The following is a 16,303-nucleotide window of genomic DNA, read 5'->3' as shown; positions in this document are numbered from 1 at the left end:
AGTCGCTGGTGAATATGCAGCTTTTACAGCTACTCACCGAAACAGCAACAAATGGAGCATCCATAGCGCGTTCTTTCAGCGTACAAGGAAGCAAACAGCCCCCTTTGGTTTACCGGTAAAAAATTTGGTGTGAACGAAATAAATCCTAATTTCATTTTATTATTTCATAAAGCCTTGCCATAATTAAGAATTGCGTCAATCCAGTATCCATACACTTTGGAACTGCATGCTTGCAGGCGATGCAGATGCTATGAAGGAATTGTATAATAATTTCTATCAATATTTGTTTTCCAACAATTTTGCAGTTTATCCTTATCGCGAACTTGTAAAAGATTGCATTCATGAAACGTTTCTCAGCATTTGGGTAAACCGGGAAAAGCTACCACAGGTATCGTCTGTAGGAGGTTATCTCAATACCTGCGTCCGGAGGAAAATAATGGATGCCTTAAGGAAGGAAAGCCTGGAGAACAAAAGGCATACGTCTGAAGCGGAAAGCCAAGAATGTTCTTATGAGGAGGCAATGATAGCGTTCCAGGAACATGAAGCCACGGGAAAGATCCTGAAAGAAGCATTTGCACAGTTAACGCCCAAGCAGAAAGAAGTGATCCGGCTGCGTTTTTTTGAGAACAGGAACTACGACGAAATAGCTGCATTGTCGAACTGTGAAGCGCGAACCATCTACAACCGCGTTTATGAAGCTATTGAAAGATTGAGGCGTTATTTTTCCATAAAACACCCATTTTAAAAAAATTCCCAAAATTTTACGGTAAAAAATCCTGCTTCCAACGTCTTATATGTAATCAGGGAACAGAATGAAGGATTACTTGTCATATAGGGTTGAAGATTTTGTTACAGATGAGTCCTATCTGCGTTATTATTATAAGGAAGACGGGAAGGATATTTTATTCTGGACATTATGGATACAACGGCATCCTGAGAAGCTTGATGTCATCATTTCCGCCAACAACTACATCGATGCCTTATCCATACGGCTTTCCGAGGCGGAATTCCAGAAAGAACAACAGCGTTTTGAACATTCCCTGGAACAACTTTCCCTTGACGACGAATTCCTCGTGCCAATTACAGAAGGCGTCTCCCATCAAAATATTGTACAGCACACAGGTAAGAAGGTCCGCGTATGGCGTATAGCTGCCGGCTTTGCTGCTGTGGCAGCAGGCATGTTCTATATGTTTGTTTTTCACGGCAAAGGCTGGGATATTGTTAGCACTGCCTCCAACAAGGAGGTTATGATAGAAAAATATGTCCCCAAGGGAGAGCGTGCTAAAATACTTCTGCCTGACGGTTCAGAAGTAGAACTGAATTCGGACAGCAGGTTAACCTACCCTGCTGTGTTCACAGGCGCCAGCAGGGATGTAAAATTATCGGGTGAGGCGTTCTTTCGTATAAAAGAAAATGCAAGGCTTCCATTTCATGTTAATTCCGGGAATCTGCATATCACCGTATTAGGCACCTCTTTCAATGTACAAAGTTACCCTGGTCAAAAGCTGGCGAAGGTAGCGGTAGTTACGGGCAAGATTAAAGTAACAAAAGCCTCCGGCGATACAGTCCTGGAATCCTCGGCTCCCGGGCTGGAACTTCATCCTTCAGAGTTGGTAGTCTTTAATACATCCAGCCGCCTGCTTGAAAAAAAGACATATGATGTTGATGAAGAAACGGGATGGAGGCAAGGGGCTGTTGTATTCAGCGATGCAAGCTTTGCTGACATAGCCGACAGATTTGATAAAATTTATAATATCAGGCTCATCAATCAAAGTTCCAAAACTGAATTCAGCTTCAACGGAGCGTTTAGCAACACATCTCCTGAAGAAATCATAAAAAGTATTTGCTTGTCGAAACAACTTTCCTATACCATTAATGGAAATATAATAACGATTCACTAATCTTTTTTCATCACGCTTAATCAATACGGTCATGAGTACACTCTGTTTGCTCAGAGGGAAGGTATTATATTTACTTTTCCTGGCAACAACACTTTGCCTTCACAACAACGCCCAAGCCGGTCCCGGCGCTCCAATGCAGGACATCAGTACAACGGTGATAAAGCTTTCAAAGAACATCTTTACTTTAAGTACTTTATTTACGACTATAGAAACGCAAGCCAATGTAAGGTTTGCCTATGACACGAAGGAATTAAATGTGAACGAGCAGATAGAGATATCTGCGAAGAAAATTGAGCTAAAGCAACTACTGACAGAGGTAAGCAAACAATCGGGCGCCACATTTGAGTGGTCTAAAAACACTGTAACAGTTATTCCACCTCAAAAAAAGCTGGCAGAAGAAACGCAGTTCCTGGCGGCACAAACAGTAGTAACCGGTAAGATAGTAGATAAAAGCGGGCAACCTGTTATCAAAGCTGCGGTAATAGTAAAGGGCACGGGCATTGGAACGACCAGCGATGAAAAAGGTAATTTCCGGATCAACGCCAAGCCTGGAGATGTGCTTGAAATCAGCTTTGTAGGCTACCAGACGGAAGAGGTAAAAGTTACGGGCGACAATGTGCTTACTGTAGTATTAACGGAGCTCAAGAGTAGCCTGGCAGATGTAGTAGTGGTAGGTTATGGTACGCAAAAGAAAGCCAACTTAACCGGTGCTGTAGGGGTGACATGGAAAGCCGTCCCCTTACCAACAGTGGCCAGGCGTTACAAGGAACGGTTTCCGGTGTGTATGCCTTGCAGAGTTCGGGTAAACCCGGTGATGATGGCGCTGTTATAGACATCCGCGGTGTAGGCACGTTTGGAGACAATTCCCCGCTTGTATTAATTGATGGGTTCCCCGGCAGAATATCGGATGTAAACCCCAACGATATTCAATCGATATCCGTACTAAAAGATGCAGCGTCTTCTTCTATTTATGGAAGCCGGGCTGCCAACGGGGTTATTCTTATTACCACGAAGAAAGGCAGTTCGGGCAATTTACGTGTCAACTACACCTCGTACTTCGGCAAGCAATCTCCTACCCGTTTACCAAAGGTTCTTAACTCGGTACAATACACTACGCTTTATAACGAAGCGGCGATCAATTCCGGAAACAGCGCTACTTATTCTGATGCTACTATCGCGAAATATGCCGCGCATAACGATCCCATGTTTCCTGATATAGACTATTTCAAAGTTTATTACGGCGACGCCAATATGCAAAACCACCGGCTGAACCTTTCAGGGGGCAGCGACAATGTTAATTTTGCGCTTATGCTTGGTCATCTGAACCAGGATGGTGTTCTGGTAGGAACCAATTATAAAAAGACAGACTTTCGTTCCAATATCGATGCTTATTTCCTAAAAGATAAAAAGCTGCGTATTTCAGCCAAACTGGCGGGCAACCTGGGCGTAAAGAATGAGCCAACCGACTTGTGGAATGCTGAATGGTACGCTACCCTTGCCCCCATCCATCCACTTAAAAATGCGCAAGGCCAATGGGTAGCCGTAAACGGAGAAAGAAATTTTTATGGTGAAATCCAGGAAGGCAGTACGTCTATTAACAAACGTTACAATTTCAGTGGCCAAATAGAAGGCGAATACAAGATCCTGCCAGGATTAAGCGCCCAGGTGACATATGGCTACAATGTAATTTCCTCCAATGTCAATGCTTTCCATGCCAATTTGACCCTATATAAACAGGATGGCAATTCCTTTCCATTGGCATCGAACCTTAACGTTACCAATGAAACCGATGTACAAACGATGTTAACTTCTTTATTGAAGTATAACAAATCGTTTGGCAAGCACGACATTACCCTGCTTGCGGGTTATTCGGAAGAGGAGTTTACTTACGACTGGCAAAGCGGATACAGGGCGAACTTTGTGAACAATACACAAAGAGTATTAAACCTGGGCGATGCGGCTACTCAAACGAATAATTCCGGCGCCTATGATTTGGGACTACGTTCTTTTTTTGGGCGCATCAATTATGCTTTTGCGGGTAAGTACCTGCTGGAAGCCAACCTCAGAAGAGATGGTTCCTCCCGTTTTGCCAAGGGGCATCAATGGGGTACCTTTCCTTCTTTTTCCGGCGGCTGGGTTATGTCAAAGGAAAGATTCATGCAAAACCTATCCTGGCTCAATATGTTTAAGCTGCGTGGTTCCTGGGGGCGTTTAGGGAACCAGAATATCAGCAATTACTACAACGGCAGTGATATCCTCAGTTCAGGTCAAAACTATTCGTTGGGCGGCACACTTTATTCCGGGGTAGCCATTACCTCTATGACCAATAAGGATCTTACCTGGGAAACCGCACAACAATTCAACCTTGGTACAGACATCTCTCTAAAAAATAATATAGATATCACGTTCGATTATTTCAATAAGAAAACCAAGAACCTGCTGCTGGTACAGCAGATACCGCTTACTATGGCGCAATCGGCTCCTTATGCCAACGCCGGAGAGGTGCAGAACAAGGGTATAGAAGGAAGTATCAACTACAGAACACAATTTGCCAATGGCATTAAACTAAGAGTAGGGTTCAATGCTTCTCATATTATCAACAGGATCACTAAAATGAATGTAGCCGAGCAGCTTACTTCTCCGAAAGCCATTAAAGTGGGCGCAGCCATCAATTCATTTTATGGTTATCAAATGGATGGCATTTACCAGATCTCGGACTTTACATGGCAGAACAACAGCGACCCGTCCATACCTTATGCAAGCCGTAATTATACGATCAAGCCTGGTGTAGTACAGGTAACCAATTATACTGCCCGGCCCGGTGATATCAAGTACAAGGATTTCAGCGGAGACGGTATGGTTGATATGACCAATGACAGGCGGATAATAGGCAGCCAGTTTCCTGATCTTACTTATGGTTTCAATTTTAGCGTTGAATGGAAAGGATTTGACCTGGGCTGTTTTTTACAAGGCGTTCAGGGTATACAGGGATATACCTATTATGAAATTGCAACGCCGTTCAGCGGCTTTGCAAATATGGGCTCGTGGTGGCTTAACAGATGGACACCGGAGAATCCGTCTCAGACACTGCCCAGCTTGTCATTAGATGGTGTACGCAATAATATTCATTCTTCCTTCTATATGGATAATGCTTCCTACCTGCGGATGAAGAATATTGAGCTAGGTTATTCCATTAGCCCCAAGGTATTATCAAAAGCAGGCATCAAGTCGCTTAGGATCTATGGTAACATGCAAAATGCCTTTACTATCACCAAATTCAAAGGGTTTGATCCTGAGCAAACAGTAGACCAGGTAAGAGCGCAGGCATTTCCACAGGTACGCGTAACTACGGTGGGTGTAAATGTTAACTTTTAAAAGAGCAGATCATGAAAAATCTACATAAAATTCTCATCGTATCATCTGTATTGTATTTATCCGGTTGTAAGAAAGACCTGCTGGATAAAACGCCCGAAGACAGATTATCTCCTTCCACGTTCTTCCAGAACGAAACGCAATGTAAAATGGCGCTGATAGGTATTTATAACGCTATTCAGCCAAATGCTACTCCCACTCATTTCTACCAGTACGATTATATGTCGGACAATGGCTACTGCCAGGATTCATGGCAGGGTTCGAAAGAAGTTGGGGAATGGCTTACCAACTCATCGAGCTGGGCGCCGGGCGCCAAATGGTCGCAGGACTTTGCGATTATATCCAGGGCTAATGAATTTTTACAGGATATCAGCGCTGCATCGGTAAGTGAAAGCGTAAAAACAGCTATGTCGGCAGAAGCCAGGTTCCTGAGGGGTTATGCCTATGCGGACCTTATCACTTATTTTGGCGATGTACCCCTGATAACAAAGGTCCTGCCTTTGTCAGATGCTTATGTATCACGAACCGCGAAAGCTACGGTACTAACGCAGGTGTTATCTGATTTTACAGATGCAGCGGCGGTACTACCCGCCTCCTATTCCGGATCCGATGTAGGACGCGCTACGAAGGGAGCCGCACTTGCCTACAAAGCAAGAATACTGCTGTATAATCAAAAATGGGCTGATGCTGCGCAGGCGGCCAAGGATGTGATAGACCTTGGCGTATACGATCTGTATTCCGATTATGCCGGGTTATTCAGTGAGTCACATGAAAATAATATTGAAGTGATCTTCGATATACAATATATCCCAACAACACAGTCTCAACCATGGCCTACTGCCGCATTATCGTTGAGTAACTGGCCAACCGCAAACGTTACAGCGGATCTTATCAACTCTTATTACATGACCAACGGCCTGCCGATCACCAACAGCAGTTCGGGTTACAATGACCAGGATCCTTATAAAAACCGTGATTCCCGCCTGGCAGCCTCGGTAGTATTACCCGGTTCGCAGTTCGGCTCCGCCATTTTTATACCCAGGGACGACCAGGTACCCTGCGGTGCAAGGCCCCGGAAATATGCCAGTATTGGTATTGCAGATGTGAACAACAACTCTTTAAATACCATCCTGATGCGTTATGCCGACATTTACCTGATGCGTGCTGAAGCGCTCATAGAATCAGGCAGCACTGCACAAGAGATCTATACACTCATCGATAAGGTAAGAGCAAGGGTAAATATGCCCTCTGTTGAATCGGTAGAAGGCACAGGACTTAATCAAAGCCAGTTGCGTGCGATCGTGCGTCATGAAAGGAGGGTGGAATTCTATAACGAAGGAACCCGCTATGCCGACATGTTGCGGTGGCAGGATGTAAGCCTGGTACATGATGTTTATGGCTATGATAAATCTTTATTGTCGAACCCTTCCAGCCCCTCGACCTGGACGTTCAAGCAGATAAAAATAGAAACGCGGGCATTTGATGCCAGCAAGGGATGGTTGTGGCCAGTACCGCAGTCGGACATAGACATCAACAAGAAACTGCTCCCGAACAATCCTGGTTATTAGAATCTATTTCTTTCAGGCAATATAAAAAAACAGAACCCTTGTTATGGCTGCAACATGCAGTTGTAACAAGGGTTCTGTTTTGAAGTCATTCAGGTTTATCAACCAGCTGCTACAGCAGCAATGCTGCCAGTATGTAATCTGCAAGAAGAATAAGGATACAGCTTACGATCACTGCCGTGGTACTTGCGCGACCAATTTCGAGTGCGCCACCTTTTACGTAATAACCAAAATAAGCTGATACGCTACTGATGAGGAAGCCGAAGGTGTAGGCTTTGATCAGGGCGAACCATACGTTAAAGGGTTTAAAGTTCTGACGGAGGCCTATATCGAAGCTATCATTGGACAAGATACCAGAAAGGGATCCTGCTACACGACCACCCCATAAGGCGAGGAACATAGAGATCACGATAAGCGCAGGGATCACTACCAGGGAGCCTACTATTTTAGGGGCTACCAGGTAACTCTTTGAATTGATACCCATGATCTCCAGCGCGTCTATTTGTTCGCTCACGCGCATATTACCCAGCTCACTGGCTATTTTACTGCCTATTACACCGGCTAATACAATACAAACTACGGTTGGAGATAATTCCAGCATGATGGTATCGCGTACGATCATGGAAATGGTAGTTTTCGGGATCAGCGGACTTACCAGCTGGTAAGCTGTTTGAACCGTGGTTACCGCACCCAGGAAAAAGGAGATGATCAACACAATAGGTAACGCGCCAAAACCGATTTCGCTGCACTGGTGCATGAATTCCTGCCAGTACATTTTTTTGTTTTCGGGAAGGGAAAACATGCCCCTCATCAACTTCAGATACGTGCCTATATGTGTTAAAACGTGCATGAACTACGCTATTAAGTTATTTCTTCCTGTTCTTTAAACTTTTCCACCAGGGCGAACGCTGGATCTGCTCCCCGGTATCGGCTTTACATTTCAGCTGGGCATCTACAACGGCAATATTAGCCATATTGATAATACTGCGCACAGAACTCCCCAATTGAAGGACGTGAACCGGCTTTTTTAACCCTAACAAAATCGGGCCAATAGCGTCGGCGCCCCCAACTTCTTTCAACAAATTATAGGCAATATTGCCGGCAGACAGGTTGGGGAAGATAAGTGTGTTCACATCTTCATCGACCAGTTCGCTGAACGGATAGTTGTCTTTCAGCACCTTTTTATCGAAGGCCAGGGACGCCTGCATTTCGCCATCCACTACCAGCGAAGGATTACGCTGGCGCAGGATACGGGTAGCTTCGGCCATCAGGTGTGCTTCGGGACTGTTATTGCTGCCAAAATTGCTGTAGCTGAGCATCGCGATCCTGGGGGTGAAATTGAAGGTGCGTACTTCCTTGGCTACCAGCAGCGCAATATCGGCCAGTTCTTCGGCGGTAGGATTGAAGTTTACCGTGGTATCGGCCAGGAATAAAGGTCCTTTTTTGGTGAGCAGCAGGTACATACCGGCAATCTTTTTCACACCTTCATCGGTACCAATGATCTGGAGCGCAGGACGGATGGCTTCGGCATAGTTCCTTGTCAGGCCCGAGATCATGGCTTCGGCATCTCCCATTTCCACCATCATACAACCGTAATGGTTACGGTCTTTCATGATCTTCTTGCTCTCATAAATGTTGAAGCCTTTGCGCTGGCGCTTTTTAAAGAATATTTCGCCGTATTCATTGCGTTTTGCTTCGCTGGCATCGCTCCTGGTATCGATGATCGGCAGGTCGCTGATATCTAGATTATTTTCTTCGGCGATAGCGCGGATCCTGGCTTCTTCACCCAGCAGGATGGGGAAACCGATACCTTCGTCGTAGACGATACTTGCCGCTTTTAAGATCTTCTGGTTATCTGCTTCCGCAAATACAATACGTTTGGGATCGCGCCTTGCTTTGGTGCCCAGTATGCGCATGATCTGGTTATCGAGACCAAGGCGTTTATTGAGCTCTACAGTGTAGGCATCCCAGTCTTCAATTACTTTCTGCGCCACGCCGCTGCTGATGGCTGCCTGCGCTACGGCAGGCGATACGGTTGCCAGCAAACGCGGATCGAGCGGTTTGGGTATAATATATTCCGGACCGAAAGACATCGATTTCTGGTTATAGGCCAGGTTCACGATATCGGGTACCGGCGTCTTTGCCAGGTCGGCCAGTGCTTTTACGGCAGCCAGCTTCATGGCTTCATTGATTTCTTTGGCTCTTACGTCAAGTGCACCACGGAAGATAAAGGGGAAACCCAGTACGTTGTTCACCATGTTGGGATAATCGCTGCGGCCTGTTGCCATGATGATATCCTTACGTGCGGCGGTGGCGGCTTCGTAGGTGATCTCCGGCTCGGGGTTGGCCATCGCAAAAACGATCGGGTTCTTAGCCATGCTTTTGATCATCTCGGGCGTTACCACGTTGCCTACGCTTAAACCTACAAATACATCGGCATCCTTCATGGCTTTGTCGAGTGTGATATCCGGTCTTTTGATGGCGAACTTCTGTTTGATCTCGTCGAGGTCGTTGCGTTCGGCATGTAAAACACCGTCTTTATCAAACATGGTAAAGTTCTCGTAACGGGCGCCTAACGATATATAGATCTGCACGCAGGCCATGGCGGCCGCGCCGGCGCCGTTGATCACGAATTTTGCCTTTTCTATTTTTTTCTTCTGTATTTCCAGTGCATTCAACAGCGCTGCGCCGCTGATGATAGCGGTGCCATGCTGGTCGTCGTGCATCACAGGAATATTCAGTTGCTCGCGTAGTGCTTTCTCGATGTAAAAGCATTCCGGGGCCTTGATATCTTCGAGGTTGATACCGCCGAAAGTGGGTTCCAGCGATTTCACGATCTCTACAAATTTCACCGGGTCTTTTTCATTGATCTCGATGTCGAATACATCTATGTCGGCGAAGATCTTGAACAATACACCTTTTCCTTCCATCACGGGCTTACCGGCTTCAGGGCCTATATCGCCCAGGCCCAGTACGGCCGTACCGTTACTGATAACGCCTACCAGGTTGCCCTTGGAGGTGTATTTGTAAACGTCTTCTTTGTTGTTGAAAATTTCTTTACAGGGTTCTGCTACTCCCGGACTGTAAGCGAGTGCCAGATCGCGCTGTGTTTTCGCTTCTTTGGTAGGGATGACTTCGATCTTACCGGGACGGCCATTGGCATGGTACTCCAATGCCTGCTGTCTCCGCAGTTCTTTCTGTTTGTCCATTATTCGTTTTTTTAGCCGGCTCCCCTATTCCTGGAGGGGATAGTATCATAACGGGGATACTATAAGCTCTGCCGGCAATCAGGACCGCAAAATACAATATTATCAGTTGTTAGTACGATTTTCCACCCACTTGCCTGTGCTACAGGGCATGTTGGTCAAAAAAAGGCCGGTTCCTGCTAAATAAATACTAAACGGCGTTTCTGGTATTAAACAGCGCCCTGAACGGTGGCTCCCAGCCAGGCCATCATGCCCATACCGGTTTCAATAGCCGATTCATCGACGTCGAAACGGGGGGTATGCACGTTGTGAACAATACCACGCACTTCGTTGCGAACACCAAGACGGTAAAAACAACCGGGGATCACCTGGGTGTAATAGCCAAAATCTTCCGCACCCATACGCATTTCGGTTTCCGAAACATTGGCCGCGCCAAGGTATTCCTCTGCTTTTGTCCAGGCTTCGCCAGTTAAAACAGGGTCGTTGTCAACCGTAGGATAACCTACATCTATATGCAGGTCTATTTCGGCTCCCGTGGCCAGCGCCAGGCCTTCTACCTGTTTGCGGATGAGTTCGTGCGCCTGGAAGCGCCATACCTCGTCCATAGCCCGGAAGGTACCCATGAGTTTTACTTCGCTGGGGATGACATTGGTGGTGAATCCGCCCTGGAAGGAGCAGATAGACAACACCGATGGAGATAAAGGGTTGTTGTTCCTGCTGATGACCTGTTGCAGGTTAACGATCAGCTGCGACGCCACCAGTATGGTATCTATAGTTAAATGAGGTGCGGCAGCATGCCCGCCCTTGCTTTTTATGGTCACATATAATTCATCGGCGCTTGCCATTACCCTGCCTTTGCGGAAGCTCAGTTTTCCCGCTTCCAGGCCGGGGTGCACATGCAGTCCGATGATACCCTGGGGACGGGGGTTTTCAAGCGCGCCTTCCCTGATCATATAACTGGCGCCGCCGGGGTTACGTTCTTCGCCCGGCTGGAACAATAACTTAACGGTTCCCTCCCACTCGTTCTTTGTTCCGCATAATATTTTTGCGGCGCCCAGCAGGCAGGTAGTATGCACATCGTGCCCGCAGGCATGCATAACGCCTTTGTGCTGCGAGCGGTAGGGTACATCGTTCTCTTCTTCAATGGGCAGGGCATCCATATCGGCCCGTAAAGCGATGATACGGGAAGCCGGGTTGCGCCCTTCGATAATACCTACGATGCCGGTGGTTGCTTTTACTTCGAAAGGGATACCCCAGGAACTGAGTTTTTCTTTTACAAACGCTGATGTTTCAAATTCCTGGTAGCTCAGCTCAGGATGCGCGTGCAAATGTTGTCGTACGGCAACAAATTCACCGGCATATGCCTGGGCTAATGCTTTTATCTTCTGTTCTAACATTTCTTCATCTGTTTATCATTCTGACAAATCCGCATCTTCAGCAGGAGGTGTGTATTCTACTGCATCTTCTACTACATATACTCCCTGGGGATAATACCTGGAGAGCGTTTTCCGCGCAGCTTCCGCATCGGATTTATCCATAAAATCGCCTACCCTCACCTTAAAGTAGGGAGACTGGAAAGTAAGATAGGCTTTGTATTCAGGAAAACGCGAAAACACGTCGGCCTTTGCCTGGAATGCCTGTTCGCGGCTCCGGGTATTCATGATCTGTAAGCGATAACCACGGTACATCCCTCCATTCGTGAGTTTGGAAGTAAGTTTATTGACAGCAGCCTGTTTGGCGCTTAAGATATCCAGGCGGGCATCTTTATGCACCACAATGCTGTCCTGCCCGTAATGAGACAGGAAACTGAAAACGAAAACCAGCAAAAAACTCAAGTGTTTCATGATACTGCAATTTACAAAGTAAAATTTACTTAGTAGCCGGCAGCGCCGGATGCGGCTTCCTGTTTGCTGATAGCCACACTGGCACTGCATCCCAGGCGGGTAGCGCCGGCTTCTATGAGCTGTACCGCAAACTCGTAGGTGCGGATACCGCCGGAGGCCTTTATTTGTATCGCTTCGGGTAAATGTTTACGCATTAACGCTACCGCTTCAACAGTAGCGCCGGTTTCGGCATAACCGGTAGAGGTTTTCATGAAATCGATACCTGCCGCGCCATAAATATCACAGCATTTGATGATCTCATCGTTGGTGAGGATACCCGATTCCACAATAAATTTCACCACTTTATTCTTGCCTCTTATCACAGGCATGATGTGGTTGATTTCATTGGCCAGGTACTGCCAGTCGTTATTCTTCAGTGCAATGAGGTTGATAACAACATCCAGTTCATCGGCGCCATCTACAATAGCCAGTAATATTTCAGCGATTTTGGCTTCAATAGCGGAATAGCCAAAAGGGAATCCTATTACGGTAGCCACTTTAATGCTGCTTCCTTCGAGTAACTGTTTCGCCAGTTTTACAAAAGGAGGCGGCACACATACTGCAGCAAAGGAATAGGTTTTTGCTTCTTCGCAAACCTTTTCAATATCAGCAACTAAAGTGGTGGGTTTTAATATAGTATGGTCGATGTAAGAATGAACCTGTATCATCTGTTAGATATTAGGGCACAAATCTACAGCATCGCTGCCATAATAGCTCGTTTTGCCCAATCGCCCCAATCTTTCAAACCTGTTTTCAGGTCATCGAGTAACTGCCGGTAAGTTACCTGCTTCCCTTTTGAAGGAGGCACCAGCAGTTTATCACTTACCGGTTCAGCAGTTACTTTGGTGGCAAACCAGGTGATATGTTCACTGGGTATGGCCAGCCCCAATATCATGCCCGGCAAACCACTGACAGACTCAGGGCCGCCACGGGTAAGTATCGCATCGGTATAATAAGCTACAATGTAAACGGAATCGAGAAACAAAGCATTGGCCCTGCGGCATTCAAAGCCTGCGATCATACGGGTTTCAGTGGTGATCTTCCACTTGATCTTCCTGGTACTGTCGGCCACCAGGTACCGCTGATCAAAGATCTCTTTCTGCCCGGTATACAATTGTTTATCGAGTAAGCTGTAAACAATATTGTCTTCCGCCGCAGCGCCGCCAAAACCGGCAGGCCCCTGTACCGGCACAGCACGCCCGGGCTTGTAAAGGGTAGTTTGACCACGGAAGAAAAGATTATGATAGGTTGTTCTGAATTTAGGGACCGTCTTTTTTATCGCTTCGTCAAACATATCATCCTTTTCCAAACGCGCATGTGTATGCACCTTTTTTTCAAATTCAATGCTGCCTTCAGAAAGATAAATGGCGTTTTGTGTCTTGCCCGTTTGAAACGCGGACAGACTAACCAGTATTATCAAAAAAATAAAAGATCTCATAATAGTTTATTTAGTGACGCCTCCCATTTTATTAAAGTTCCAGATGACAGATAACTGGCCATAACGGCGGATAGTGGTATAGGTAGATTGTGATATCATGTTATTGTTAGCACTTCTGTTGAAACCGTTGTTCTGGTTAAGGATGTCATTCACCGACACTTTCAGGCTGAGCGCTTCACTCTTCATGAACTTTTTTTCTATCGACGCCTTCCATAATACTACATTATTATCAGGCTCATCGGGTGTCAGCTTTTGCCTCAGACTTATGTTCATATCGGTTGCCAGCACCAGGCGCCAGGGCAGCTTCCATGATATTCCCGGCTCGATATAGGATGTCCAGTAGTTGGTACGCTGCTGTAACTGAAGTGAAGATTTGCTATGCGTATAGGACAGCGATCCATAAACATAGAATTCAACCTTTTCACTGCTCCTGCCAATACTCAGGTCTATATTGCCGGCAGTATTGTTGTTCTTACCGAGTAATCCATTCACATAATTAACGGTGCGGCCATAAGAAACGTTAAAACCAGGACGCAGATCCAGGTTCAGTTTCTTAAGCTTGAAACCGTACATTGCCCGGAAGCTGGTATTCCAGTTTCCGTTAAGGTTCACGGCCTGCCTAAATGTTTTACCTGCTTCATCAATTGTATTTTTCCAGCTGATGGCATTATTGGTACTTGAAAGGTACATACCGGTATAAAGGAATCGTTGTTTTAAAGCCTGGTAACTTCTGTAATTGAGTTCAATGCGATTATTAAAAGAAGGCTTTAGATCGGGATTGCCCATTGTAATAAACAAAGGATTATCATTCGCCTGCAAAGGCTGAATATCATTAATATTAGGCTGCTGGGTTCTGCCTTCATAACGCGCTACAAAGGCGCCGGTTTTGCCGATAGTGTAATTTAAACTGGCCTTCGGGAACCAGTTGATGAAATCCCTGGTACGGATATTATTCCGATAAAGATCGTTTTGCCGGAAGGAAGTAACACCTATGTTTCCCCCTATGCTTACACGAATTTTATTCTTTACGTATTTATAAGAAAGCCCCCCCTTATGAGTAAAAATATTAAAGCGATAATTGCTACTATAAGTGCTATCCAGAAGCTCATATTTATCATTTATTTTATTGTAAGAACTCCGTAATGCATCATTGTTATCAACTACAACCCCATAATTTGCAATAAGGAAACTGGTTGCCGACAGCGGTTCTGAATAGGTCACATTGCCATCCAGTGTTAGTCGCTCCGACCTGTTGACTTTCAACTGATCGATGAACTGTGTTGAATCCAGTGTTCCCGATATATTATAAAACGACGTATTGGATCTGAGATATCCCTCGCCTTCGTTACTCCTGTATTTCTGGCTGAACGCTGCAGAAAGCGACCGGCCTGTTTTGCGATACTTTTTACGCCATATCATATCGCTGTTAAACACGCGGGCATCTCCTTCATTGGTAGTTCTGCGGTTGTTTTGGTTTACCAGCGACTTATCCATTGCCAGTGAGTTGCTGCTATTATCTTCCGTTGTTTCTTTATGTTCCCATGTTCCCAGGGCCGTTACTTTGAAAGAAGAACTGGAATCTACCTGCCAGTCGTAAGCACCGTTAACATTATGCCTCAGCGCCTGGTTACTAAATGACTGAACAGAGTTATTATAGTAAGAACTGTCTGGCAGCAAATACTGCGTGTTTTGTGTGCTTTGCCCTACAATAGTAAGATCCTGCATTTTATAATTGCCGTTCAGCTTCTGTTTGTCGCCATCCCATTTGGTATCGTAGTGTACTCCGGCGGTTTTGGTATCAGGTAACCCACGGTTATCATAATAACCTGCCCATAAACCATCCCAGTTGTCGGAACCAGTGAAATAGCCCTCTTCCTCATTATAGTTGAGCTCCTCTGCCTGCCCGAACTTACCTTCATCCTGCCAGTTAAGTCCCATAGTTCCGGTGGTGGAAGAAATGCCAAATACAGACAAACGTTCTTTATTACGGAACAGGTTAAACATAGCCTGCATATCGTAAAAGCCATCGGTGCCCCTGCCTATATTCAGCTTTCCGAAGTACCCTCTTTTTTTATCTTCTTTGAGTTTAAGGTTGATGGTCTTCGATCGTTCCCCATCTTCTATACCTGTAAAAGTTGCCTGGTCCGATTTTTTATCATATACCTGTACCTTATCAACCATATCGGCACGCAGGTTCTGTGTTACAAGTGTTGGATCATTTCCAAAGAATTCTTCTCCATCGACCAATACACGTTCTACTGTTTCGCCAAACACCGAGATCTTTCCGTCTTTGTCCACCTTAATACCCGGCAGTTTTTTCAGCAGCTCTTCCACACTTGCATTTGCTCTTACCTGGAAACTGTCTGCTTTAAATTCTGTAGTATCGCCTTTGATCTTAATGGCAGCAACTGTTTGCCGTACTACGACATCTTCAAGCAATCTTGCTTTCAACAACAGCGGTATTGTTTTCAGATCCAGGTTTGCATTTTCCGCCAGCATAAACGTATCGGCATAATCCGCATAGTTGGGAGCAGTAATCAGTAATACGTACTTACCGGGATTCACCTGTTTAAAATTAAAATTACCGCCGGCATCTGTACGCTCAAAAGCATACATGACCGAATCTTTTGCATGCAACAATGCTACGGCTGCATTGGGCATTCTTTGTTGGTTGAAGCTATCTAAAAGCTGGCCCTTCATTGTCGCAGACTGGCCAAAGGACACACACACAAATACCAGGCACACAAGCGTTGCTGATAATTTATTCATTTTAAAGGTTCGAGAGGGTGTAAAGGTTAATGGTTATATGAAACAATTTGGAAATATTTTAGAATATATCCTAATCTTCACTTCCCAATTTTCCGTTAAAGCCCTCAGTCACATTAAACGCTACACAACTATTTACAACTATTAGTTTTCTCTTTACATAACTATGGAA

The 16,303-nt window shown here is 45.6% G+C and carries 12 protein-coding genes; 5 read left to right on the top strand and 7 right to left on the bottom strand.

Features of this window, described 5'->3' with window-relative positions:
• The first annotated feature begins 190 nt into the window (after positions 1–190).
• The 5 genes from ESB13_RS21035 (at position 191) to ESB13_RS21015 (ending at position 6,841) form a co-directional block, all read left to right on the top strand.
• Positions 191–745 (top strand): RNA polymerase sigma factor, encoded by a 555-nt coding sequence (locus ESB13_RS21035; RefSeq protein ID WP_281275062.1) that lies wholly within the window; start codon positions 191–193, stop codon positions 743–745.
• Between the two features lie 67 nt (positions 746–812).
• A complete protein-coding gene (locus ESB13_RS21030; RefSeq protein ID WP_129005669.1) occupies positions 813–1,901 on the top strand; it encodes a FecR family protein in 1,089 nt (362 codons plus the stop codon).
• A gap of 31 nt (positions 1,902–1,932) precedes the next feature.
• Complete coding sequence (locus tag ESB13_RS21025; RefSeq protein ID WP_129005668.1) at positions 1,933–2,733, top strand: carboxypeptidase-like regulatory domain-containing protein; 801 nt, start codon at positions 1,933–1,935, stop codon at positions 2,731–2,733.
• Entirely contained in the window at positions 2,625–5,276 is a 2,652-nt protein-coding gene (locus ESB13_RS21020; protein WP_129005667.1) for a SusC/RagA family TonB-linked outer membrane protein, read from the top strand. Before ESB13_RS21025 ends, ESB13_RS21020 begins: the two co-directional genes overlap by 109 nt.
• Before the next feature lie 11 nt (positions 5,277–5,287).
• Positions 5,288–6,841, top strand: coding sequence for a RagB/SusD family nutrient uptake outer membrane protein (locus ESB13_RS21015; protein WP_129005666.1), 1,554 nt, complete (start codon positions 5,288–5,290; stop codon positions 6,839–6,841).
• A gap of 109 nt (positions 6,842–6,950) precedes the next feature.
• Here the strand turns inward: ESB13_RS21015 and ESB13_RS21010 are convergent, their stop codons facing one another.
• The 7 genes from ESB13_RS21010 to ESB13_RS20980 all read right to left on the bottom strand — a co-directional run bounded on the left by ESB13_RS21010 (position 6,951) and on the right by ESB13_RS20980 (position 16,134).
• Positions 6,951–7,688: an MlaE family ABC transporter permease gene (locus tag ESB13_RS21010; RefSeq protein ID WP_129005665.1), complete on the bottom strand. Its 738-nt coding sequence runs from the start codon at positions 7,686–7,688 to the stop codon at positions 6,951–6,953.
• A 16-nt stretch (positions 7,689–7,704) separates the two neighbouring features.
• Positions 7,705–10,047, bottom strand: coding sequence for an NADP-dependent malic enzyme (locus ESB13_RS21005; protein ID WP_129005664.1), 2,343 nt, complete (start codon positions 10,045–10,047; stop codon positions 7,705–7,707).
• 206 nt (positions 10,048–10,253) lie between these two features.
• Positions 10,254–11,441, bottom strand: a complete 1,188-nt coding sequence (locus ESB13_RS21000; protein ID WP_129005663.1) for a M20 metallopeptidase family protein — start codon at positions 11,439–11,441, stop codon at positions 10,254–10,256.
• 15 nt (positions 11,442–11,456) lie between these two features.
• Positions 11,457–11,888, bottom strand: a complete 432-nt coding sequence (locus ESB13_RS20995; RefSeq protein ID WP_164974300.1) for an SPOR domain-containing protein — start codon at positions 11,886–11,888, stop codon at positions 11,457–11,459.
• 29 nt (positions 11,889–11,917) lie between these two features.
• Positions 11,918–12,595, bottom strand: coding sequence for a deoxyribose-phosphate aldolase (gene deoC, locus ESB13_RS20990; protein WP_246022642.1), 678 nt, complete (start codon positions 12,593–12,595; stop codon positions 11,918–11,920).
• 23 nt (positions 12,596–12,618) lie between these two features.
• The gene (locus ESB13_RS20985) at positions 12,619–13,365 is read right to left on the bottom strand and encodes a GLPGLI family protein (protein ID WP_129005661.1); all 747 of its coding nucleotides are present in this window, start codon (positions 13,363–13,365) and stop codon (positions 12,619–12,621) included.
• A 6-nt stretch (positions 13,366–13,371) separates the two neighbouring features.
• Positions 13,372–16,134: a TonB-dependent receptor gene (locus ESB13_RS20980; RefSeq protein WP_129005660.1), complete on the bottom strand. Its 2,763-nt coding sequence runs from the start codon at positions 16,132–16,134 to the stop codon at positions 13,372–13,374.
• Positions 16,135–16,303 lie beyond the last annotated feature (169 nt).

Source organism: Filimonas effusa, assembly GCF_004118675.1.
Lineage (GTDB): Bacteria > Bacteroidota > Bacteroidia > Chitinophagales > Chitinophagaceae > Filimonas > Filimonas effusa.
The sequence above is the reverse complement of the archived record's forward strand: the minus strand, read 5'-3'. Positions and strand labels throughout refer to the sequence as shown.

Excerpts from the sequence above, each read along its gene's own strand:
- ESB13_RS21030 (WP_129005669.1), top strand. The coding sequence starts at position 813 with ATGAAGGATTACTTGTCATATAGGGTTGAAGATTTTGTTACAGATGAG.
- ESB13_RS21025 (WP_129005668.1), top strand. The coding sequence starts at position 1,933 with ATGAGTACACTCTGTTTGCTCAGAGGGAAGGTATTATATTTACTTTTC.
- ESB13_RS21020 (WP_129005667.1), top strand. The coding sequence starts at position 2,625 with ATGGAAAGCCGTCCCCTTACCAACAGTGGCCAGGCGTTACAAGGAACG.
- ESB13_RS21015 (WP_129005666.1), top strand. The coding sequence starts at position 5,288 with ATGAAAAATCTACATAAAATTCTCATCGTATCATCTGTATTGTATTTA.
- ESB13_RS21010 (WP_129005665.1), bottom strand. The coding sequence starts at position 7,688 with ATGCACGTTTTAACACATATAGGCACGTATCTGAAGTTGATGAGGGGC.
- ESB13_RS21005 (WP_129005664.1), bottom strand. The coding sequence starts at position 10,047 with ATGGACAAACAGAAAGAACTGCGGAGACAGCAGGCATTGGAGTACCAT.
- ESB13_RS21000 (WP_129005663.1), bottom strand. The coding sequence starts at position 11,441 with ATGTTAGAACAGAAGATAAAAGCATTAGCCCAGGCATATGCCGGTGAA.
- ESB13_RS20995 (WP_164974300.1), bottom strand. The coding sequence starts at position 11,888 with ATGAAACACTTGAGTTTTTTGCTGGTTTTCGTTTTCAGTTTCCTGTCT.
- deoC (WP_246022642.1), bottom strand. The coding sequence starts at position 12,595 with ATGATACAGGTTCATTCTTACATCGACCATACTATATTAAAACCCACC.
- ESB13_RS20985 (WP_129005661.1), bottom strand. The coding sequence starts at position 13,365 with ATGAGATCTTTTATTTTTTTGATAATACTGGTTAGTCTGTCCGCGTTT.
- ESB13_RS20980 (WP_129005660.1), bottom strand. The coding sequence starts at position 16,134 with ATGAATAAATTATCAGCAACGCTTGTGTGCCTGGTATTTGTGTGTGTG.